This is a genomic window from Rhodococcus sp. BH5 (genome assembly GCF_027583855.1).
GTDB lineage: Bacteria > Actinomycetota > Actinomycetes > Mycobacteriales > Mycobacteriaceae > Rhodococcus_F > Rhodococcus_F qingshengii.
Genome location: NZ_JAJHVW010000009.1, coordinates 60,847 through 81,578, shown reverse-complemented (window position 1 = coordinate 81,578; position 20,732 = coordinate 60,847). Strand labels below are relative to the sequence as shown.

Below are 20,732 nucleotides of genomic sequence, written 5' to 3'. Positions count from 1 at the left end.
CTTGGCACACAGCGAACGCAGAGTAACACATACCTCACGTAACACTTTTTGGTGAGGTTTTTGCCTTAACAGGCTGAATTACAACCGTTTACGACTACTTCGTGGGCTCCAGATTGGTGGTCAGCAGCGCACGAAGCTTGTCGGTATCAGCCGAGGTCCAGGCCTCGGGGTGCAGGATCTTGGCCCACATGTCCGCTGCATCCTCGCCGTAATTGTGACCGTGCCCGGACGGGACGTCAGCCGAGAAGACCATGTCGAGGGTTACCTGCCAGAAGGTCACGAGAGGAACCCATGTCATTCCCGGATCCACGTCGCGACCCAGCGGTTCCTTGAGCCAATCCGGCTTGTTGAGCAGCAGGTCGAAGGACCACCACGTGATCGGGTCGCTGGCGTGCTGCCAGTACACGATGCGATCGTCGTCCCAGTCCGACTTCAGCTCCAGATCTTCCGGATCACCGGCAAACCGAATTGCCTGGCCACCGTCGATCACCGGCAGAATCTCCGGTGAGCCCGAGTCACGACTGTCCGTGATTTCCTGCCACTGAGCAGTGAAGTTGGGGGTTCCGACCCACAGTGCGCCGTCGACGCGCGTCATCATGTCCTGGGCGCCGGCGAATGCGGCCTGGCCACCGTAGGAGCCGAGGCTCTCACCGAAGACAACCAGTTCGGGACGCGTCTCCACGGGCAGGTCGATCCACTTGGCGTAGACCGCGTTGAAGAGTGCCCGCCCGGCGATCATCGGCGTCTCGCGGTCTGCGATGAAGGCCAACGGACTCGGAAGGAACGAGTACTGCATCGACGCGATCGCCGTGTCCCCGCCCTCGACGTACTCGAACGCCGACGCGACGTCCTCGTTCACCCAACCGCGGCCGGTGGTCGTGACAACTGCGAGGGTTCCGCGGTCGAATCCGCCGGTGCGCTCCAACTCGTCGACGACCCGCTGTGCGACACCGTTGATCGAGTCCGAGGATTCACGTCCGGCATACACCCGGATCGGTTGCTTCGCTTCACGTCCGGTCAATGCAGAGATCTCGGCTGCAGTGGGACCGCTACCCATGAAGGTGCGCCCCTCCTGACCGAGAGAATCCCAAGCCTCGGCGGACATCGGCGAACCGCTCCGCTCTGCAATCATGGGCTGTTCGATGCCGTCCGGTGTTTCGTGATCCGCACCGGAGAAACTCCAGTTCGCGAAGGCGATCAGCCCGTTGTACAGCGCACCGTTCACGATGAAGATGCCGAGGGCGAAGATGACGATCAAGCTGCCGACCTTCGCCGCCTCGAGGGGAACGAACCGTAGTGCGACGGCGGTGAGCTTGTTGGTGGTGAACCGAAGACCACGGCCTGCCTCGAGCAGGATGAACCAGATTCCGAGCGAAATCATCAACACCAGAAGATAATTCGCTTGATTGGTGCGTGGAGCTTCCACGAGATCGCGAACGATCTGCTGCCACCACGAACCGAGGACCAAGAACGTCGGCACCAGAATGACGGCCGCGACCAACAGGATTCGCCAGCCGATCTTCTTGGTGCGATCCGACCACTGCGGTTCGACGCCGCACTTGCGGATCATCCAGGCAACCGTCACGCCGACGCCGTATCCCATGGCGAGCGAGATGCCCGTCGCAACGCCCTGTAGGTACCACGCGCGCGGCAACAGGGACGGACTCATCGACCAGGTGAAGAAGACCAGAGCAAAGGCAAGCCCGACCGGGTGCAGCGTCTTGCAGTAGAGGCGCAGCCGTTCCCACACACGTTTCATGCCGGAATCGTATGCGCCCCGTGCCCGAATCAGGTCACGAAGCGCACACGCGTCCAGTCTGTTTACGGGGCGAAGCGCAAAATCGCGGCAACTGCGCCGCCGCCCGGAATGTCCTCCGCGCGAACAGCGAGCACCCGCGCACCCGTCAGGAGCGCACGACGAGCGATCTCGTCGACGACCCCGTAGGTGCTTCCGTTGGTCGACTCGCCGGTCGTGAGAGCGCCCGTCTGGGGATCGAGACTTCCGGGTACGACGGAATCGATGTCGATGAAAACGGTGTCGACCTGTCCGTACGTCGCGGCTGTTGCCACGTCGGCGACGTCCGTCTGAGTGCGTCCCTGTTCCGTGCGCACATTGAAGGTGTCCCGCACCGCCGCCAGCTGCTCGGCATGGAAGTCGTCGAGCGCCGGACGCGAACCGTCCGCCACTTCCTGCGTCGACAAGGCTTCCGGGTTTCCCTCGACGGTTTTGTCGACCAGGTGGCGGTACGAATTCACGGAGCGATACACCGACGCGATGGGTTCCGCAGCGGCCAGAATCAAGGGGACGTCACGGCCGGCGAGCACACCGCGGACCTCGTGATCGACTGCGCGGGCGTACTGATTGACGCGCAACTTTCGGCTGTCCGACCCCGACAACCGACCCGCTTCGGTACGGCTGTTGATTGACGACTTGCCCGCGTGATCCGCAGCGTTCTTCGGCATTCCCTGAACACGGACCTCGTCGGCCGGCTGATCGGCAGCGATCTCGATCAGTCGCACCGAACCCTCTGCCAGAGCGAGAACAAACGCCGTCTGAGGGAACGTCACCGAACGGAGCAGTGGCTTGAGATGAAACCGATCGCTGACCGTTTCGAGCGCCTGCAGACGGTTGGGGAGGCGGAAGGTCACCAGACGGTCCGGCGTCGCGTACGTGACCAATGAGCGCGACTGGAAGCGCCAGAAATCGTCGTCGTCGTCGAGCTCTGCGTATTCGGCCTCGAACTGCTTGCGCTCGGCCGGATCCTCCACCGATGCGAGTGCCGAGCGGACCTGGTCCTTGAAGGCTATGCGCGCTTTGTCATGATCCTGCGGCGCATCTTCAGTCGGAGTAACGATGGTGATGCAGGTGGGCCCCTCCACCTCCGCGAGTGCGGCAATTTCACCGTGGCTGGGAATGTCGTTGTGAAGCACTACGAACCTCCTGAAATTGGGTTCTCCTCACGCTACGCCCGGCTGGTTATGACCACTAGACTTTCCGGAGAATTCGGGACGAACGGTCCATAGTGGGCGCGGTTCTGGCCACCCCACTCCGAGCGAACGGCATGTTCATCGCCTCCAGTGCGCCGAAAGTGCCGTTCGCTCAAAAGCGGGAGGGCCACGAGACCGTCGGTGGGTCGACAAACGGTGGGTGGAGATACAAAAACACCCTCCCGGATCCCGGAAGGGTGTTTTCTTACTGTGGAGCCTAGGAGATTCGAACTCCTGACATCTGCCTTGCAAAGGCAGCGCTCTGCCAACTGAGCTAAGGCCCCGTTCGGTTTTCTGACCGGAGTCAGAGTACCTAGGTTCTATCCTGTTTCCAAATCGTGCCAAACCTTGTCTCCGCGCTGACTTTTGATCAGTTTGGTGACCCCGAGAGCTACCAGAATTCCGGCCCCGACAAGCAGGAAAACCTTCATTCCAGCAACCCTTCTTCGGCACATGGGAGTGGGCCTAGGAGGACTTGAACCTCCGACCTCTTCATTATCAGTAAAGCGCTCTAACCACCTGAGCTATAGGCCCCTGAACCGATTCCAAAGATTACCCCACCGGGCCGCTGACACCAAAACGGGCCCGGCGGAGCAATGTTTTCGCAGGTCAGTCGCGGTCGGCGAGAGTTACCTCTACGCCGCCAACCAGGTCGCTGCAGAGGTTGTAGATGAACGATCCGATCGTGACGAGTGCCGTGAAAAGCACCATGTTCGCGATGCCGATCAGCGCGGCGTAGCCGAACACCTGGCCGGCCGTCACCAGACCGTCGGAGCCGCCGTCGGCAACGATGTCGGTGAACGCGTTGTTCAGGCGATCCCAGACGCCCATGCCGTCGAGAACCACGTAGAGCAGTCCGACGGCCACCATCCACACGAAGAACAGCGACACCGAGATCACGGATGTGATCTTGAGCGTGGACCACGGGTCGATGCGACGGATCTGGACCGTTGCGCGCAGTGGCGCACCGTCCACGACCGAAGCCGATACGGCGTGAGTTTTCTCACCCTTCACCGCAGCAGGCAACGGATGCTTGGCCTCGGAGAGGTCAGGCATGTCCTTCGGTAGATCCTTGCGATCGATGTGCCGAGTCGGCCCGTCGATCGCGGCGGCTTTTGCTTTCGGATTAGCGACGGTGGGATTGGCGACTGTGGCGTTTGCAGCCTTGGGATTTGCGCCCGAGGGTGCAACAGCCTTGGCTGCTGCCGCGCCGGCGACGCCACCGGTAGCTGCGGCAGCCGCCGTTCCCGTCACGACGGGACGTGCCGACGGGTTGCCGGCAGGACGACCCGTCTGTGCACCGGCAGCGGGGCGACCCGATTGCGGCTGTCCCTTCGGCGCACCACCCTGCGCGGGGTTTTTGGCCGGACCACCCTGCACCGGACCACCCTGCGCCGGGCCGGCCGCTGCAGGACGCTGCGGACCCGCAGGCGGCTTACCCCCGGCAGGAGCTGCCGGACGACCCGCAGGAGCACCAGCGCCGGCTGGGCGCGTGATGTTGGTCTGCGGCTGACTTTGCGGCGCCTGACTTTGCGGCGCCTGACTTTGCGGTGGCTGAGTCTTCGACGCCGGGGCTTTGGACGCCGGGTTCTGAGCAGCCGGGTTCTGAGCTGGCTGCCCCTGCGGCTGACCCGACGGCTGGGGTCCGCGTTGCCACGGCGGCGCCTGGCTGCCACGAGCCTGATTGGCAACCGGTTGCGGCGGAGCCTGACCGTCACCCTTTGCCGGAGTTACCGGCGCAGCCGGAGCCACTGAAGGAGCGGAAGGAGCTTGACCCTTGGCCGCACCCGCGGCGTCGGAAGCCCCACCCGCCGGCTTCTGAGCCGACGGGCCGCGAGGCGGCTCCGGTGCCTTGGGCGCCGGAGCTGCCTCGGAAGCTTTGGGTCCGCCGTCCGCTGGAGCTGCAGGTTTCGAGGTCTGCGGCCCCGCCGGAGCAGTTGCCTGCTCCGGCTTCGGTGGCGTCGAACCTGAAGTGCTTTCGCTCTTCTGGTCACTGCCCGGCTGGTTGGGAGTGCTCACTAGGACTCCTTAGCTCCATCGGCATTGTCTGCGTTGTCGGTGGTCTCTGCAGCGAGCTCTTCGGGCTCGTCGGCGTTGCGCGCAATCGCGAGCAGTGTGTCGCCTTCGCCGAGGTTCATCAGACGCACGCCCTTGGTCTGGCGTCCCGCCTTACGAACCTGCTTGGCAGCCGTCCTGATGACGCCGCCGCCCGAGGTGATCGCGTACAGCTCGTCGTCGTCGTCGACGATGAGCGCACCGACCAGAGTGCCACGTTTCTTGTCGTACTGAATCGTGAGCACGCCCTTGCCGCCGCGACCCTGCACCGGGTAATCCTCCATGCCGGTTCGCTTGGAGTAACCGCCCGAGGTGGCGACCAGGAGGAACGTTCCTTCACGAACGACGTTGAGCGAGAGCAGCTCGTCGTCACCGTTGAAACGCATGCCCTGGACACCGGAAGTGGCGCGGCCCATCGGACGCAGTGCCTCGTCGGTGGCCGAGAAGCGGATCGACTGGCCCTGTGCCGAGACGAGAAGGAGGTCGTCTTCGGCGGAGCAGAGGACAGCGCCGACCAGTTCGTCTTCACCGCGCAGGTTGATGGCGACGATGCCACCGCTGCGGTTGGAGTCGAAGTCGGTGAGCTTGGACTTCTTGACCAGACCGTTGCGAGTGGCGAGCACCAGGTAGGGCGCGTCTTCGTACGTCTTGATCTGGATGACGGACTGAATGCGCTCGTCCGGCTGGAAGGCCAGCAGGTTGGCAACGTGCTGACCGCGAGCGGTACGGCTCGCCTCGGGCAGTTCGTAAGCCTTGGCGCGGTAGACGCGGCCCTTCGTGGTGAAGAACAGCAGCCAGTCGTGCGTCGACGTGACGAAGAAGTGCGAGACGATGTCGTCCTGCTTGAGGCCGGCACCCTGAACACCCTTGCCGCCGCGCTTCTGCGAGCGGTACAGGTCGGTCTTGGTGCGCTTGGCGTAACCGGTCTCGGTGATCGTGACGACGACGTCTTCGCGGGCGATCAGATCCTCGTCGTTGACGTCTCCGTCGGCGGCGATGATGCGGGTACGACGGTCGTCGCCGTACTTGTCGACGATTTCCTTGAGCTCGTCACGAACGATCGCGCGCTGACGCTCCGGGCGAGCCAGAATGTCTTCGAGGTCCGCGATTTCGAGTTCGATCTCGGCCAACTCGTCGACGATCTTCTGACGCTCGAGGGCGGCCAGACGACGCAGCTGCATGCCGAGGATGGCGTCGGCCTGGATCTCGTCGACGTCGAGGAGTTCCATCAATCCGGCGCGAGCGATGTCGACGGTCTGCGACGCACGGATCAAGGCGATGACCTCGTCCAGAGCGTCGAGGGCCTTGACCAGACCGCGCAGGATGTGGGCGCGCTCCTGTGCCTTGCGAAGCAGGTACCTGGTACGACGAACGATGACCTCGAGCTGATGCGCCGTGTACAGACGGATCATCTGGTCGAGGCGCAGCGTGCGCGGCACTCCGTCGACGATGGAGAGCATGTTGCAGCCGAAGCTGGTCTGCAGCTGGGTGTGCTTGTAAAGGTTGTTCAGCACGACCTTGGCAACGGCGTCACGCTTGACGGTGACGACGATGCGCATGCCGACGCGGTCCGAGGACTCGTCGTGGATGTCGGAGATGCCACCGATCTTGGCGTCACGAACCTGCTCCGCGATGGAGGTGATCAGGTTGTCCGGGTTGACCTGGTAGGGCAGCTCGGTGATGACGATCGTGGTGCGGCCCTTGGCATCTTCTTCGATCTCGACGACGCCGCGCATACGAACGGAGCCACGGCCGGTGGTGTAGGCGTCCTGGATGCCCTGTCCACCGACGATGAGCCCGTGCGTGGGGAAGTCGGGTCCCTTGATGCGCTCCATGACGGCCGCGAGGGTGGCTTCCTCGTCCGCTTCGAAGTTGTCGAGCGCCCAGTAGATGGCCTCGGCAACTTCACGCAGGTTGTGCGGCGGAATGTTGGTGGCCATACCGACGGCGATGCCGTTGGAACCGTTGATCAGCAGGTTCGGGATTCGGCTGGGCAGAACCGTCGGTTCCTGCGTCTTGCCGTCGTAGTTCGGGGTGAAATCGACTGTCTCGTGGTCGATTTCGCGCAGCATTTCCATCGCGAGCGGCGTGAGCCTGCACTCGGTGTAACGCATGGCGGCTGCGCCGTCGTTGCCGCGGGATCCGAAGTTTCCCTGACCGTCGACGAGCGGGTAACGCAGCGACCACGGCTGGGCCATACGGACCAACGTGTCATAGATCGAGGAGTCGCCGTGGGGGTGGTAGTTACCCATGGTCTCGGCGACCGGTCGGGCAGACTTCACGTATCCGCGGTCGGGGCGATATCCGTTGTCGTACATCGCGTAGAGCACGCGGCGGTGCACCGGCTTGAGTCCGTCGCGGACATCCGGCAGAGCGCGACCGACGATGACGCTCATGGCGTAGTCGATGTAGCTGTTCTGCATTTCCTGCTGGATGTCGACCGGTTCGATCCGGTCGTGTTGCGGACCGTCCGGTGGCAACGTGGTGTCGGTCATGAGCTCACTTTCTTAAAAGAGGGGGCAAGCCCCTGTGCGCGGAAAAGGAGCCCGGGGACTCCTCAACCACGCACAGGGCCGCAGGCCTACACGTCGAGGAAACGAACGTCCCGGGCATTGCGGGTGATGAAGCTGCGTCGTGCTTCGACGTCTTCGCCCATCAGCACGCTGAACAGCTCGTCGGCAGCAGCCGCGTCGTCGAGCGTGACGAGACGCAGAACGCGCACCGTCGGGTCCATCGTGGTTTCCCACAGCTCCTTGGCGTTCATCTCGCCGAGGCCTTTGTAGCGCTGGATGCCGTCGTCCTTGTTGATCTTCTTGCCGGACTCGAGGCCGGCCTTGACCATCGCGTCGCGCTCGCGGTCGGAGTACGCGAATTCCGGCTGCGCACCCTTCTGCCACTTGAGCTTGTACAGCGGCGGCTGCGCGAGGTAGACCTTGCCGTGCTCGACGAGCGGCCGCATGAAGCGGAACAGCAGCGTGAGCAGCAGCGTTGCGATGTGCTGACCGTCGACGTCGGCGTCGGCCATGAGCACGATCTTGTGATAGCGCAGCTTGGCGATGTCGAACTCGTCGTGGATGCCCGTGCCGAACGCGGTGATGATCGACTGGACTTCGGTGTTCTTGAGGACGCGATCGATACGCGCCTTCTCGACGTTGATGATCTTTCCGCGGAGCGGGAGGATCGCCTGGTACATCGAGTCTCGGCCGGACTTGGCCGAGCCGCCTGCGGAGTCGCCCTCCACGATGTAGATCTCGGACTTCTCCGGATCGTTGGAGCGGCAATCGGCGAGCTTGCCTGGCAGGCCACCGAGGTCGGTCGCGCTCTTACGGCGGACCAGCTCACGCGCCTTACGTGCGGCGACGCGGGCCTGCGCCGACGAAACAGCCTTGTTCACAATGGTTTTCGCGTCGGCCGGGTTCGCCTCGAACCAGTGCGCGAGGTGCTCGTTGCACGCCTTCTGCACGAAGGACTTGACCTCGGTATTGCCGAGCTTGGTCTTGGTCTGACCCTCGAACTGGGGTTCACCGACCTTCACCGAGATGATGGCCGCGAGTCCTTCACGGATGTCGTCACCGGTGAGCTTGGGATCTTTGTCCTTGAGCAGCTTCTTTTCGAGCGCGTACTTGTTGACCGTTGCGGTCAGTGCGGCGCGGAAGCCCTCTTCGTGGGTACCACCCTCGTGGGTGTTGATGGTGTTGGCGAAGGTGTGCACGGACTCCGAGTAGCCGGAGTTCCACTGCATTGCGACCTCGAGCTCGTGGCCGGTGCCCTTGGCGGTGAATCCGACGACCGAGTTGTGGATCGGGGTCTTGCTCTTGTTGATGTGCCGGACGTAGTCCTCGAGTCCACCGGGGTAGTGGTAGATGCGAGTCTTGGACTTACGCGGCGCTGCCTGAGCAGCTTCTTCGGCTTCTTCGGCAGCAGACTTGGGAGCCTCGGCCACCTCGGCAGCTTCGTCGTCGATGACCTCGGCGCGCTCGTCGGTCAGCGTGATGGTCAGGCCCTTGTTGAGGAAGGCCATTTCCTGCAGACGACGCGCAACGGTCTCGAAGTTGTAGCGGGTGGTCTCGAAGATCTCGGGATCGGCCCAGAAACTGACGGTGGTGCCGGTTTCCTTCGTCGGGTCGCCCTGTACGAGCTCTCCCGGCTTGGAATCGGTGTACGTCTGCTGCCACCGGTAGCCGTCGACCTTGATGTCGACGTCGAGCCGGGTGGAGAGCGCGTTGACCACCGAGATACCGACGCCGTGCAGACCACCTGAGACGGCGTAGGAGTCGGAGTCGAACTTGCCGCCGGCGTGCAGCTGGGTCAGCACGACCTCGACGGTGGGGACTCCGGAGGCGTGCATGCCGACCGGGATGCCACGGCCGTCGTCGATGACGCGGATTCCGCCGTCTTCGAGGAGGGTGACCTCGACCTTGGTGGCGTGTCCGGCCATCGCCTCGTCGACCGAGTTGTCGACGACCTCCCAAATGAGGTGGTGCAGGCCGCGTTCACCGGTGGAACCGATGTACATGCCTGGACGCTTACGTACCGCCTCGAGTCCTTCGAGGACGGTGATGGACGACGCGTTGTAGTCCTTGCTGGAAGTGCTTGTATCTGACTTCTGGGCAGCCACGGGTGGGTAGCTCTCCTTCTCCGTCAATACTCGAGCGCAGCCGTCAGCAAGCCCTTGCGGGTGTCGTCGGAGCGGGTTCGAGAATGTTGCCGCTAGTTACCGTTGACCATCTTACTGGTAAGCACCGACTAGAAGCGGCCAATGACACCCCTGGCTGCGCCGCAGACGAATTTTTACGATCCCCGGAAGGTGAAACGCTAGGAACTTTGCTTCTCCGAGCGACGCTCTCTCAGGCTCGCGATAAATGCCCGCGCATGTTCGGCAACCTCACCCGGATGTGAAAACGGCGACCAGTGTCCCGCGGCAATTTCACGTCGCTGCAGGTCGGAGACCCATTTTTCGGTGTCTTCGTATCCCACCGGACGAACGGCTTTGTCGTACTTGTTCAGAATGAGCTGAACAGGCACGTCCGTGTACCGATCCCGTGGCTTGCCGAGAGACGGCCGGATGTTCGCGCGATAAAGCTTGAGTCCGTTCACCATGTCGTCGGCGATGGTGGGCGCGGTGTTGACCACACGGGGGTCCAGACCGTCGAAGAAGCCCAGAAACGCCGGCCAGTGCTTGGAGAACCACAGACGCAACGGAAGGGTGCACAGGCCGGGAATCTGGAACAGAACGGTGTAGGCCGACGCAATTCCCTGCGCCGCCGGGCCGAGGAAACGACGCTTGGACGCGCTCGCCCGGATCCACTTGCCGAGATGATCGAGATTGGGGCCCGAGATGGACGAGAACGACGCGATCTTCTCTTCGGCACCCGGCTCGCAGACCGCTTCCCACGTTTCGACGGATCCCCAGTCGTGCGCAAGGACGTGCACCGGCTTGCCCGGGCTGACCGCGTCGATGACGGCAAAAAGATCGCCGGCCAGTGCGCTCAGTTGGTAGTCCTGCACCCTCGAGGGGATTGTGCTCTCACCGGCCCCGCGGCTGTCGTAGCTGACGACGCGGAAGTCGTCTGCCAGCAAAGGCACGATGCGGTTCCACAGTTCATGGGTGTCGGGCCAACCATGCACCAGGACGATGGTCTCGCCGTCCGCCTTGCCCTGGTCGAACACGGCCAGGCTGACGGAACCGTTGGTCACGCGACGCGCGGTCACGGCATGGACAGGAGAGTGCTTCGACATTGTCGAACCCTTCGGAGTCGGGAAATATCTAGAGATCGAGAACGAGACGTCCACCGTCGGAACGGGATACGCAGATGAGCATCTCCGTTTCCTGTTCGGTGTCGGTCAGACGCCTTTCGCGGTGATCGGGTTTACCCGCGAGCACCTTCACACGACAGGTTCCGCAGAAACCCTGCTGACACGAGTACCCGACACCGGGCAATGCCTTCTTGATGACGTCGAGCGCGGACTCGTCGGTGGGCACGGTGAGCACCTGTCCCGAATTGACAAGCTGCACTTCGAATTCCTTGCCGTCGATCACCGGCGGAGCCCCGAACCGCTCGAAATGCAAAGCGGTGGAGGGTGTATCGCGGAAACCGCGGCGGACGGCATCGAGCATCGGCGTCGGGCCACAGCAGTACACGGCGCCGCCGACCGGCGCTCGTCCGAGAAGGTCTGTGGTGGTGGGCAATCCGAACTCGTCGTCCGGGCGCACGAAGACACGCTCGGGATCCCAGGTTGCGATCTCGTCGAGGAACGGCATGGATTCACGGGAGCGGCCCGAGTACACGAAGTACCAGTCCATCCCCAATTCTCTTGCCGCACGGACCATTGCGATGATCGGCGTGATACCGATGCCGCCGGCGACGAACAACGCGCTGCCTTCTCCGACAAACGGGAAGCCGTTGCGTGGTCCGCGTACCGTGACGTGCTCACCGGGCTGGAGAGCGTGCATCTCGATGGAACCGCCACCGCCGTCGGGGATCCGGCGCACCGCGACGCTGTATCCCGTGCGATCGGCCGGGTCGCCGCACAGCGAATACTGACGCCGCAGACCCGAAGGTAGATGGAAGTCCAGGTGCGAACCCGGATGCCACGGCGGAATCGGTGAGCCGTCTGCGGATTCGAAGCGCAGGCGAACGACGTTCTCGTCGGTTGCCACCACCTCACGTGTGCTGACCACCATGTTCATGGCCGTGTCGGGGTTGTGGCCCGCGATCTCGGGGTTGTAGTCGTAGGCCGTCAACACCCGAAGGTACTTGTCCGCCAACAACTCCGTGATGCGCATGGCGCGGTCGGGACGGTTCTTGCCGGACAGATCGGGTGGCGCCGGAAACCGCGGCAACCCGTCGTGCCCGGAGATGACGTCCTTGACCCTCGAGAGTGAAATCACCGTGCGGCCGCCTGGGCTGCGGGTGACGACGCGAGGTATTGCACCGCCTGGGCGGTCGAGCCCTCGTTACTGGGGTGATAGGACTTGCTGAAGTAGGTCGACATCCGCTTGACCAGCTCGAACGACGTGGGAACTGTGCCGCGCTTACCGGCCGCGATGAAATCGGACAGGTGGGGGCGTCGACGGCTGGGAGCCTGAGCGGCAAGCTCGGGATCGTTGCGCATCAAGAACCGGGTACCGCGAATCCACAGCCACACGATTGCGGGCGTGACGAGGATCTGGGTACGGATCCGGCGGGTCTCACGCTTGTCGAAGTAGCGCATGACGTCGTACGCGACGGCTCGGTGTTCGACTTCTTCGGCGCCGTGCCAGCGAAGGAGATCAAGCATGGTCGGGTGCATGCCGGCTTTGTCCAGCCCCTTGGCGTTGAGCACCCAGTCGCCGAGGAAAGCAGTGATGTGTTCGATGGCCGCGATGATCGCCAAACGCTCCACCAGGTGATTCTCGGCGCGCAGACCCGTCATCGGGCGCGGTCCGAGCAGTTTCGAGAATGCCCACTCCATCTGCTGGGTGTACGGCGTCGGATCGAGGCCGTTTTCCTTGAGATGGACGAGGACACCCGAGTGCGCGTTGGAGTGCATCGCCTCTTGGCCGATGAATCCGACGACGTCCTCACGGAGTTTCTCGTCCTCGATCAGAGGAAGAGCTTCCTTGAAGGTCTCGACAAACCATTCCTCACCGGCGGGGAGGAGAAGGTGAAGCACGTTGAGAACGTGTGTGCTGAACGGATCGCCCGGAATCCAGTGCATGGGCAGATCGGACCAGTCGAACTCGACATTGCGAGCCTGCAACAGGATGTGATCCGGCTCGGCGAACGACGAAGCGGGTGTCGATATCTTCTGCGACATCTAGCTACTCCTTCATGCCTGCCGATCGGTGGGGAACGACAGCCTTGTGACACAGTTCACTCACTAGCGAGTTTTAACTGTAACACGAAGTAATAGGTAGAACCAGGGCCTGGTTGAGTTTTCCTCAGCCGTACGTATCGCGAGGTCCGCGGCCTTTCACATGCCTTTCTCCCTTGCGCCAGCTAGGCGCACTCGGACCGGTGATCCGCAGTGTCTTCACGACGCCGTCACCGACGGCAGCAGCGATCTTGGCCAGAATCTGGGACTGCATCATGCGCAACTGGGTAGCCCACGCCGTCGACTCGGCGGAGATGCTGAGAACACCTTCTTTCAGAGAAATCGGCTCGGCGTGCGCGGAGATGTCTTCTCCGACGACCTGCGGCCACCGACCGAGGACCGTGCCCTCGGACACCTTGGGGGACCACCCACGCGATTTGGAGATAGCGCTGGTGAGAGCACCGAACGGCTGAGGGTCCCGCGCATCCGGGCCGGGGCCGGACCAACCGCTGCGTCGACGCGGGCGGCCGCTTCCGTATTTGGGCGACGAGCGCCCCTGCCCGACGGCCTTACCGTTGGCTTTGGCTGTCGCGCGTGCCTCCTCGAGGGCACGGCGCGCCAGATCGATCCCCTTGAGCTCGGGCTCCGGGGCCGCGCTGCTGTCTTCAGTCATCGAACTCGACCTCCTGATCTGCCGAGCCTACGGGCACTATCCGGGATATCCGACCGTCTCCGGTATCGGAGGCTTCGACGCCGAACTTGGCCGCCTCGAGTTCGTCCGGTACATCCTCGGGAACGGCGGCCGTGATCAGCACCTGTTCGGCGGTGGCTGCAACGGTGGCGAGCGCACGACGCCGACGACGGTCCAATTCCGCGAAGACATCGTCGAGCATCAGGACCGGGTCGCTGCCGTCGGCGCGCAACAGGGCAAAACCTGCCAGCCGCAGCGAAAGCGCAAAAGACCACGATTCACCATGGCTTGCAAAGCCTTTCGCCGGGCTGTCACCGAGAATCAGCTCCAGATCGTCCCGATGCGGACCGACCAGACACACTCCGCGATCGATTTCCTTCGACCTCATCTGTGCCAACTCGAGATGGAATCTCTCCTCGAGGTACGCAACGTCGTCGATACCGGAAATCCTTGCAGGGTCGGTGAATTCGGGATCCAACGAGGACCCCAGACTGCTCTTGTATCGAATCGACGCCGGCCGAGATTCGGGTGCGATGGAACGATACGACTCCGCCAGATGCGGCGCCAGATCATGGACCAACTCGAGGCGCCCGGCCAACAATTGTGCGCCGTGAGCGGCCAGATGCCCGTCCCACACCTCGAGGGTGGAGAGGACGTTGTCGGACTCGCCACCACGAGAACCGCGACGCAAAGCCGCACCGGCAGTTTTGAGTAGGGCTGAGCGCTGACGCAGAACTTTGTCGTAATCCGCACGGACAGCAGCCATTCGGGGTATCCGGGACGTCAACAACTCGTCGAGATAGCGTCGACGATCGCCAGGATCTCCGCGAACCAACGACAGATCTTCCGGCGCGAACATCACCGACTGCAAAATCCCCAACACTTCGCGTGGGCGACGCGTCGGAGACTGATTTATCCTGGCGCGGTTGGACTTTCCCTCGATCAGTTCGACGTCGATGGTCAGTTCGCGTCCGTTGTTGACCACCGTTGCACCGGCAAAAGCACTGGCGGAACCGCTGCGGATCATCGGTGCGTCCGTGGACACTCGATGAGACGACAGCGTCGACAGATACCCGAGTGACTCGAGGACGTTGGTTTTACCGTGCCCGTTCGAACCGAGGAAAACGGTTGTTCCCGGTGTGAGGTCAAGCGTCAGCGAATCCCAGGATCGGAAGTCCCGCAGCGAAAATCTACGAACGAACACTTAGCTTCCAGAAGCCGAATTCTTGGGCGAAGCGCTCTTGACCGCGTGACCGCCGAACTGATTGCGCAAGGCGGACACAGCCTTCATGGCCGGTGAATCATCCTGTCGTGAAGCAAATCTCGCGAACAGAGCAGCGGAGATGACGGGAGCGGGCACAGCGTGCTTGATAGCTTCCTCGACCGTCCAGCGGCCCTCGCCGGAATCCTCGGTATAGCCCGTGATCTGCGCAAGCTCCGGATCTTCCTCGAGGGCGTCGACAAGCAGATCGAGCAACCACGAACGTACGACGGTCCCCTTCGACCAAGCTCGGAGCACGCCGGGAACGTCCGCGATCAGGCTTTCCGCCTCGAGGAGCTCGTACCCCTCGGCATACGCCTGCATCAGGCCGTATTCGATGCCGTTGTGCACCATCTTCGCGTAATGACCAGCACCGACGGGACCGGCGTGGACAAAGCCGTCTGCAGCCTCACCGTCGGGGCGAAGGGCGTCGAAGATCGGCATTGCCTTCTCGACGTCAGGCTCGGATCCGCCCACCATCAGGCCGTATCCGTTCTCACGGCCCCAGATGCCACCGGAGACACCGCAGTCGAGGAAACCGATCCCACGGGCGCCCAGAAGCTCGGCATGGACAGCGTCGTGGGTGTAACGCGAGTTCCCACCGTCGATGACCAGATCACCGCCCTCGAGGGCATCCGCCAGTTCGGCAATGGTGCTCTGGGTGATTTCACCGGCCGGAACCATCACCCAGACGACTCGAGGTCCCTCGAGGGAAGCAGCGAGTTCGGCAAGTGACCCGACATCGGTGACTTCCGGTCGAGGGTCGTATCCGATCACCTCGAGGCCATGCGCGCGCAAGCGCTCACGCATGTTGAAGCCCATCTTGCCGAGACCTACGAGTCCGATCTTCATACTGTTCTCCCTGGTCAGGCGCGAACTGAAGTGCGGGGTTCCACTCAGCCCGGAAGGCGAACCGGCATCAGCAGGTACGTGTACTCGCTCGAGGGCGCAGCGAAGTTACCGGACTCGTCTGCCGTGGGCTCTTCCTCGGCCGCGGGGCGAAGAACAGCCGGACGGCTGGGAGTGGTGAAGCCGAACAGAACGTTTTCGCTGTGAAGCGAGTTCAACCCGTCGATCAGGTAACCGGGGTTGAACGCAATGGTGAGTGCTTCGCCCTGGAACGACGCGTTGAGCGTCTCTTCCGCGCGGCCGGCGTCGTCGCCACCCGCAGAGAGGAGCAGGCCGTCAGCGGAGAACTGCATGCGAACCTGTGCGCCACGCTCGGCGACGAGTGCTACACGCTTGATGGCTTCGATGAGAGGCGTGACCTCGACCGTTGCCATCGCGGTGTGCTGAGCAGGCAGCAACTGACGGAACTTCGGGAACTCGGCGTCGAGGAGGCGCGTCGTGGTGCGGCGTCCGTCGTTGACGATGCCGAGGAGTCCGTCGTTTCCGATGGACGTACCGGAGCCGAGAGCCAACTCGACCGGCGAATTTGCATTGCCGGCAAGCGTTTTCGCGGACTCGGACAAAGTCTTGGCCGGGATGAGAACAGCAGCCTGGACGTCGGGATTGGCCGGAGTCCACTCGAGTTCACGTACGGCGAGACGGAAGCGGTCGGTAGCGGCGAGGACGATCGAATTCTGTTCGATCTCGACACGGATACCCGTGAGCATCGGAAGGGTGTCGTCCTTGCCGGCTGCAACAGCTACCTGGCTGATGGCTTCGGAGAACAGGTCGACGGGAATGGACCCGGACTGCTGCGGAAGCGTCGGAAGCTGGGGGTAGTCCTCGACCGGCATCGTGGGCAGGGAGAACTTGGCGCTTCCGCACGAGATGAGCACGCGAGTGCCCTCGAGGGTCACATCGACCGGCTTGTTGGGAAGCGACTTGGTGATATCTGCGAGGAGGCGACCGGAGACGAGTGCCTGACCTGCAGTTGTGACATCTGCCGAGACGCGGACCTGCGCGGATACCTCGTAGTCGAACCCGGAAACGGTGAGGCCGGTTTCGGTTGCGTCGAGAAGAACTCCGCCGAGAACCGGCACGGGCGGCCTCGAGGGCAGGCTACGAGCAACCCACGCTACTGAATCAGCGAACTCTTCCCGGGAAACGCGAAACTTCAGGCTTCCAAGCTCCATCGCCGGGTTATTCCTCTCGGTAGGCATGTTCGTCTGCTGCGGATCTGCATCAGCTCACTTGAAGTCTGACACAGACCAAGCGATGCCCACCGTATGCCCTCGAGGGCGCAAGTGGAAAGCCGAAGCCGCGGCGAGCGCAGCCTGAGGCGAGGTTCTCAACAGGAGTTGTCCCCAGAACTATTTTCAAAGAGCTTTTCCTAGGAAATTCTCAGTAGTAGTAATAAGTCCTGTGCAATCTGTGGAGCAACGGTTGTCGACGCTGGTAGGTCCCCTCGAGGGCCTGTGCACTTCTCGAGGACAGACTCGAGGACCAATCGACCCCCTCTGTGCACTCTCTGAAAGTTTTCGGATTCCTCCTCGAGAACTCCACAGACTTTCGGAGTTATCAACACACTTATCCACAGATGTGAATACTTTTCACAAGAAACGAAGAGTTTGTTCTCATCGGCGTGTCTGACTCCGGCGTGTCGTCCCTCGAGGTGGACAACCGCCCTCGAGGGGACCGCACGTGGAACCCTTCGAATACACCGATGCCGCTCGAGGGAACCTCTGCCTCGAGCGGCATCGATCGAAATAAGTGCAGGTCAACGCTTGGAGCGCTGCTTGATCCTTGCGGTCAACTCCTGAACCTGGTCGTACACCTTGCGGCGTTCCGTCATTTCCTTACGGATCTTCTTGTCGGCGTACATGACCGTCGTGTGGTCACGGCCGAACGTCTGACCGATCTTCGGCAAGGACAAATCAGTGAGCTCACGGCACAAATACATCGAGATCTGGCGGGCCTGAGCGAGTGGCCGGGCCTTACCCGGCCCACACAGGTCGTCGATCGACATGTTGAAGTATTCGGCCGTCACCGCCATGATCGTCGCCGCGTTGATCTCGAGGCTCGACGAATCGGGCATCAGATCGCGCAGGACCACCTCGGCCAACGTCAGATCCAACGGCTGGCGGTTGAGCGAGGCAAAAGCGGTGACGCGGATCAACGCGCCCTCGAGTTCACGAATGTTGCGCTCGATACGGCTGGCGATCAACTCGAGGACGTCGTGCGGGACCTCGAGGCGATCCATCCTCGCCTTCTTGCTCAGAATCGCGATACGCGTCTCGAGCTCAGGCGGCTGAACGTCGGTGATCAGGCCCCATTCGAAGCGCGTCCGCAGACGCTCCTCGAGGGTTGCCAACTGTTTGGGCGGACGGTCCGAGGAAACGACGATCTGCTTGTTCGCGTTGTGCAAGGTGTTGAAGGTATGGAAGAACTCCTCCTGGATACCTTCCTTGCCTTCGATGAACTGGATGTCGTCGACCAGCAGGACATCCGTTTCCCGGTAGCGACGCTTGAACGCGACCTTGCGGTCGTCACGAAGACTGTTGATGAAGTCGTTGGTGAATTCTTCGGTCGAGACGTACTTGACCCGCATGCCGGGGAACAGTCGCTGTGCGTAGTGGCCGGCGGCGTGAAGAAGGTGCGTCTTGCCCAGGCCCGAAGCTCCCCAGATGAACAAGGGGTTGTACGCACGCGCCGGCGCCTCCGCGATCGCGACGGCAGCGGCATGAGCGAATCGGTTGGACGATCCGATCACAAAAGTGTCGAAGGTGTACTTCGCATTGAGGCTGTTGGCGCCGGACCCCGAAGCAGAAGGAGTAGCGGGCGGCTTCGTGAAGTACGACGGCCACGATTCGTGAACGCTCGCGAGTGCTTCGCGGTCGTCGTCGACTTCTTCGGTCTCGGCAGTCTCGGAGTCCGAAGGTTCGCCGTCGCCTTCGGTGAATCTGCGCCGACGGTATGCGCCCGATGAGTTGACCGACTCGAACTGACGGCTGCCCGTGCGCTCCTCGACCGGTTCGGCGGGTGCGTCGGCATCGTCTTCGAGTGCAATGCGGACACCGAGTCCCTCGACCTGGCCACCGAGATGGCGTCCGAGTGCCTGCAGGATCGGCTCGCGCAGATCGCGCTCGATCGTCTCTTGAGCAAATGGCGATGGAACCGAGAGGAGTGCAAAACCCTGAGCAAGTGTGAGAGGCCTCACCAGACGGACAAATGCCTTCTGCTTGCTGCTCAAAGCCGGAAGATTACTTCCGGGGTCATCACTCGTGAGTTCTGCAACCACGTCGACCCAGACCCGTGCGAGCGCGTTGGGATCGTCGTTCACGTGGTTCCTTCCCGTGTTTCGCCGACAGTGGGTGTGCTGCAGCTGCCGAGCGTATGGCTGCGGCGTCGAATGATTCGGTGGATTACCACCCGGGGTGAGAACCCCGTAACAGGCTACGAATATGCCACCTGGGCTGTGTTTCCACACAATTATCCACAGATGTGGACAAACCTGCACTGAGTCGGTTTTTTCGTCAACCAAATTCGTCAAAGTGATCGAGAAATTGATCTACCTGCAACTTTGTCGGAACTCGAGGCGTTCGCCACTTGGTGTCGGGGATGCGTCAACACTCACAGCCCTGTGGATGAATGTGGAAACTCGGGATTCGGGGTCGCGTCCGGCGCTCGTGCCCGTATGTGCTGATGAGGCCTTGTCGAGAGCATGCGCCGGTGGAACTGTCCGGGTTGCCTTCGGGTCACCTGCAGTCCGTAGCGGAACTGTTGCCAAGGTCACACTTGCCGCCTCGCTCGAGGTCACGGCCGTATGCACACTGTGAATGGAATCTGCGGAATGATGTAAGTATCGGCGTGTCGCCGTGGTTGCCGCGGGAGGGCTCCGAATCGGGCTGGTTTGACCTTGGCAACGGTGGTAAGTAACCTCGAACGGTCACCCGCTGGTGGTGATCGCTTCGTGCTGGCTACATATGTCAGGTCGGATCGGTCTTCCAAGCCACAACGAGTGAAGTTGATTGTTCTGTACCTGTTGGATCCAAAGGCGCCGTAAGGCGTCGATCACTGAATGACGCCGGGAGGCGTCAATGAACTTCGAGGAGTGTTGACCGTGGCCAAGGGCAAGCGGACGTTCCAGCCGAATAATCGCCGCCGCGCGCGTGTTCACGGCTTCCGTCTTCGTATGCGTACCCGTGCGGGTCGTGCAATCGTTTCGGCGCGTCGCCGTAAGGGCCGCGATTCCCTCACCGCCTGATCTGATTTCGAGTTCAGGAGCTCGGGGTGTTGCCTGAGCCGTCTCGGTTGCGTCGCCACGCGGATTTCTCCGTGGCGGTGCGACGCGGGCGTCGTATGGGAAGACGCGACCTTGTCGTGCACGCGTTCGATCGCGAGCAAGTAGAGGCGCTGGTAGTAACAAATCACGGTCCCCGTTTCGGGCTGATCGTGAGCAAGGCTGTCGGGCCGGCGGTGATTCGACATCGAGTCGCACGCCGGCTTCGTCATATCTGTGCAGATTTCGTCGGGCAGGTTTCGCCGGAGACGGACGTGGTTATCCGCGCACTTCCGGGTGCAGCTACCGCCAGTTCAGCCGAACTGGCCAAGCAGTTGCGCGGGGGCCTGACCAAAATGAACCTATTGGTGTCGGTAAGTGAAGAGCCATGAGTACTCCGCTCTCTGAGCAGATCGAGACTCCCAGAGCCTCCCGTGTCATCACGGTGTTGAAGGCTGTGCGTCGCGCTCCCGCCACTGTTCTCATCTTCTGTATCGAGTTGTACCGGACGTATGTGTCGCCCTTGAGGATGCCGACCTGCCGGTTCACCCCCACCTGCAGTGAATACGCAGTCGAAGCGCTGCGCACTCACGGGGCGATCAAAGGCCTTTTCTTGACTGTGGTGCGGTTGGCGAAGTGTGCCCCCTGGCATTCTGGAGGGTGGGACCCTGTCCCTGCCCGTCGTGACCGTGATGCGGGTAGCCGCCATAGCTGTCCGGAAGCACGCGCAGCGTGTCACAGTCCGACGGACGAACAGAGGAGTACTTAGAGCC

At 62.2% G+C, this 20,732-nt stretch carries 16 protein-coding genes and 2 tRNA genes; 3 read left to right on the top strand and 15 right to left on the bottom strand.

The features are described 5' to 3' along the window. Positions 1–94: 94 nt before the first annotated feature. The 15 genes from RhoBH5_RS22180 to dnaA form a co-directional block, all read right to left on the bottom strand. Positions 95–1,759 carry an alpha/beta hydrolase gene (locus RhoBH5_RS22180; RefSeq protein WP_007729186.1) on the bottom strand — a complete coding sequence of 555 codons (1,665 nt, stop codon included), beginning with the start codon at positions 1,757–1,759 and terminating at the stop codon, positions 95–97. A gap of 62 nt (positions 1,760–1,821) precedes the next feature. Then, complete coding sequence (locus tag RhoBH5_RS22175; protein WP_270008791.1) at positions 1,822–2,931, bottom strand: baeRF11 domain-containing protein; 1,110 nt, start codon at positions 2,929–2,931, stop codon at positions 1,822–1,824. Positions 2,932–3,199: 268 nt separating this feature from the next. After that, positions 3,200–3,272 (bottom strand) — tRNA-Ala (locus tag RhoBH5_RS22170). 176 nt (positions 3,273–3,448) lie between these two features. Further along, positions 3,449–3,522, bottom strand: a tRNA-Ile gene (locus RhoBH5_RS22165). Positions 3,523–3,597: 75 nt separating this feature from the next. Beyond that, positions 3,598–5,007 (bottom strand): DUF3566 domain-containing protein, encoded by a 1,410-nt coding sequence (locus RhoBH5_RS22160; protein WP_228401581.1) that lies wholly within the window; start codon positions 5,005–5,007, stop codon positions 3,598–3,600. After that, positions 5,007–7,538: a DNA gyrase subunit A gene (gene gyrA, locus RhoBH5_RS22155; protein WP_047272672.1), complete on the bottom strand. Its 2,532-nt coding sequence runs from the start codon at positions 7,536–7,538 to the stop codon at positions 5,007–5,009. Before gyrA ends, RhoBH5_RS22160 begins: the two co-directional genes overlap by 1 nt. Before the next feature lie 86 nt (positions 7,539–7,624). Beyond that, the gene (gene gyrB / locus RhoBH5_RS22150) at positions 7,625–9,661 is read right to left on the bottom strand and encodes a DNA topoisomerase (ATP-hydrolyzing) subunit B (protein ID WP_003942515.1); all 2,037 of its coding nucleotides are present in this window, start codon (positions 9,659–9,661) and stop codon (positions 7,625–7,627) included. A gap of 197 nt (positions 9,662–9,858) precedes the next feature. Continuing rightward, positions 9,859–10,782 (bottom strand): alpha/beta fold hydrolase, encoded by a 924-nt coding sequence (locus tag RhoBH5_RS22145; protein WP_270008790.1) that lies wholly within the window; start codon positions 10,780–10,782, stop codon positions 9,859–9,861. A gap of 28 nt (positions 10,783–10,810) precedes the next feature. Beyond that, a complete protein-coding gene (locus RhoBH5_RS22140; RefSeq protein ID WP_270008843.1) occupies positions 10,811–11,932 on the bottom strand; it encodes a PDR/VanB family oxidoreductase in 1,122 nt (373 codons plus the stop codon). Then, positions 11,932–12,843, bottom strand: coding sequence for a metal-dependent hydrolase (locus RhoBH5_RS22135; RefSeq protein WP_007729174.1), 912 nt, complete (start codon positions 12,841–12,843; stop codon positions 11,932–11,934). Before RhoBH5_RS22135 ends, RhoBH5_RS22140 begins: the two co-directional genes overlap by 1 nt. A 124-nt stretch (positions 12,844–12,967) precedes the next feature. Further along, on the bottom strand, positions 12,968–13,513 hold the full coding sequence (locus RhoBH5_RS22130; RefSeq protein ID WP_003942471.1) for a DUF721 family protein: 546 nt from the start codon (positions 13,511–13,513) through the stop codon (positions 12,968–12,970). Beyond that, complete coding sequence (recF, locus tag RhoBH5_RS22125) at positions 13,506–14,735, bottom strand: DNA replication/repair protein RecF (protein ID WP_007729171.1); 1,230 nt, start codon at positions 14,733–14,735, stop codon at positions 13,506–13,508. The genes RhoBH5_RS22130 and recF overlap by 8 nt, the downstream gene beginning before the upstream one ends. After that, complete coding sequence (gnd, locus tag RhoBH5_RS22120) at positions 14,736–15,644, bottom strand: phosphogluconate dehydrogenase (NAD(+)-dependent, decarboxylating) (RefSeq protein ID WP_270008789.1); 909 nt, start codon at positions 15,642–15,644, stop codon at positions 14,736–14,738. 44 nt (positions 15,645–15,688) lie between these two features. Beyond that, positions 15,689–16,873: a DNA polymerase III subunit beta gene (gene dnaN, locus RhoBH5_RS22115; protein ID WP_270008788.1), complete on the bottom strand. Its 1,185-nt coding sequence runs from the start codon at positions 16,871–16,873 to the stop codon at positions 15,689–15,691. A gap of 584 nt (positions 16,874–17,457) precedes the next feature. After that, positions 17,458–19,020 (bottom strand): chromosomal replication initiator protein DnaA, encoded by a 1,563-nt coding sequence (gene dnaA / locus RhoBH5_RS22110; RefSeq protein ID WP_003942491.1) that lies wholly within the window; start codon positions 19,018–19,020, stop codon positions 17,458–17,460. A 780-nt stretch (positions 19,021–19,800) separates the two neighbouring features. Between dnaA and rpmH the strand changes: the two genes are divergently transcribed. From rpmH to yidD, 3 genes are read left to right on the top strand one after another with little or no spacing between them, the layout of a single operon-like run. Continuing rightward, entirely contained in the window at positions 19,801–19,944 is a 144-nt protein-coding gene (rpmH, locus tag RhoBH5_RS22105) for a 50S ribosomal protein L34 (protein ID WP_003942540.1), read from the top strand. 26 nt (positions 19,945–19,970) lie between these two features. After that, positions 19,971–20,351, top strand: a complete 381-nt coding sequence (gene rnpA / locus RhoBH5_RS22100; protein ID WP_019746209.1) for a ribonuclease P protein component — start codon at positions 19,971–19,973, stop codon at positions 20,349–20,351. Beyond that, positions 20,348–20,728, top strand: coding sequence for a membrane protein insertion efficiency factor YidD (yidD, locus tag RhoBH5_RS22095; protein WP_007729147.1), 381 nt, complete (start codon positions 20,348–20,350; stop codon positions 20,726–20,728). The genes rnpA and yidD overlap by 4 nt, the downstream gene beginning before the upstream one ends. The last annotated feature ends 4 nt before the right edge of the window (positions 20,729–20,732 follow it).

Coding starts and splice junctions, on each gene's coding strand:
- RhoBH5_RS22180 (WP_007729186.1), bottom strand. CDS start 1,759: ATGAAACGTGTGTGGGAACGGCTGCGCCTCTACTGCAAGACGCTGCAC.
- gyrA (WP_047272672.1), bottom strand. CDS start 7,538: ATGACCGACACCACGTTGCCACCGGACGGTCCGCAACACGACCGGATC.
- RhoBH5_RS22145 (WP_270008790.1), bottom strand. CDS start 10,782: ATGTCGAAGCACTCTCCTGTCCATGCCGTGACCGCGCGTCGCGTGACC.
- RhoBH5_RS22135 (WP_007729174.1), bottom strand. CDS start 12,843: ATGTCGCAGAAGATATCGACACCCGCTTCGTCGTTCGCCGAGCCGGAT.
- RhoBH5_RS22130 (WP_003942471.1), bottom strand. CDS start 13,513: ATGACTGAAGACAGCAGCGCGGCCCCGGAGCCCGAGCTCAAGGGGATC.
- gnd (WP_270008789.1), bottom strand. CDS start 15,644: ATGAAGATCGGACTCGTAGGTCTCGGCAAGATGGGCTTCAACATGCGT.
- dnaN (WP_270008788.1), bottom strand. CDS start 16,873: ATGGAGCTTGGAAGCCTGAAGTTTCGCGTTTCCCGGGAAGAGTTCGCT.
- yidD (WP_007729147.1), top strand. CDS start 20,348: ATGAGTACTCCGCTCTCTGAGCAGATCGAGACTCCCAGAGCCTCCCGT.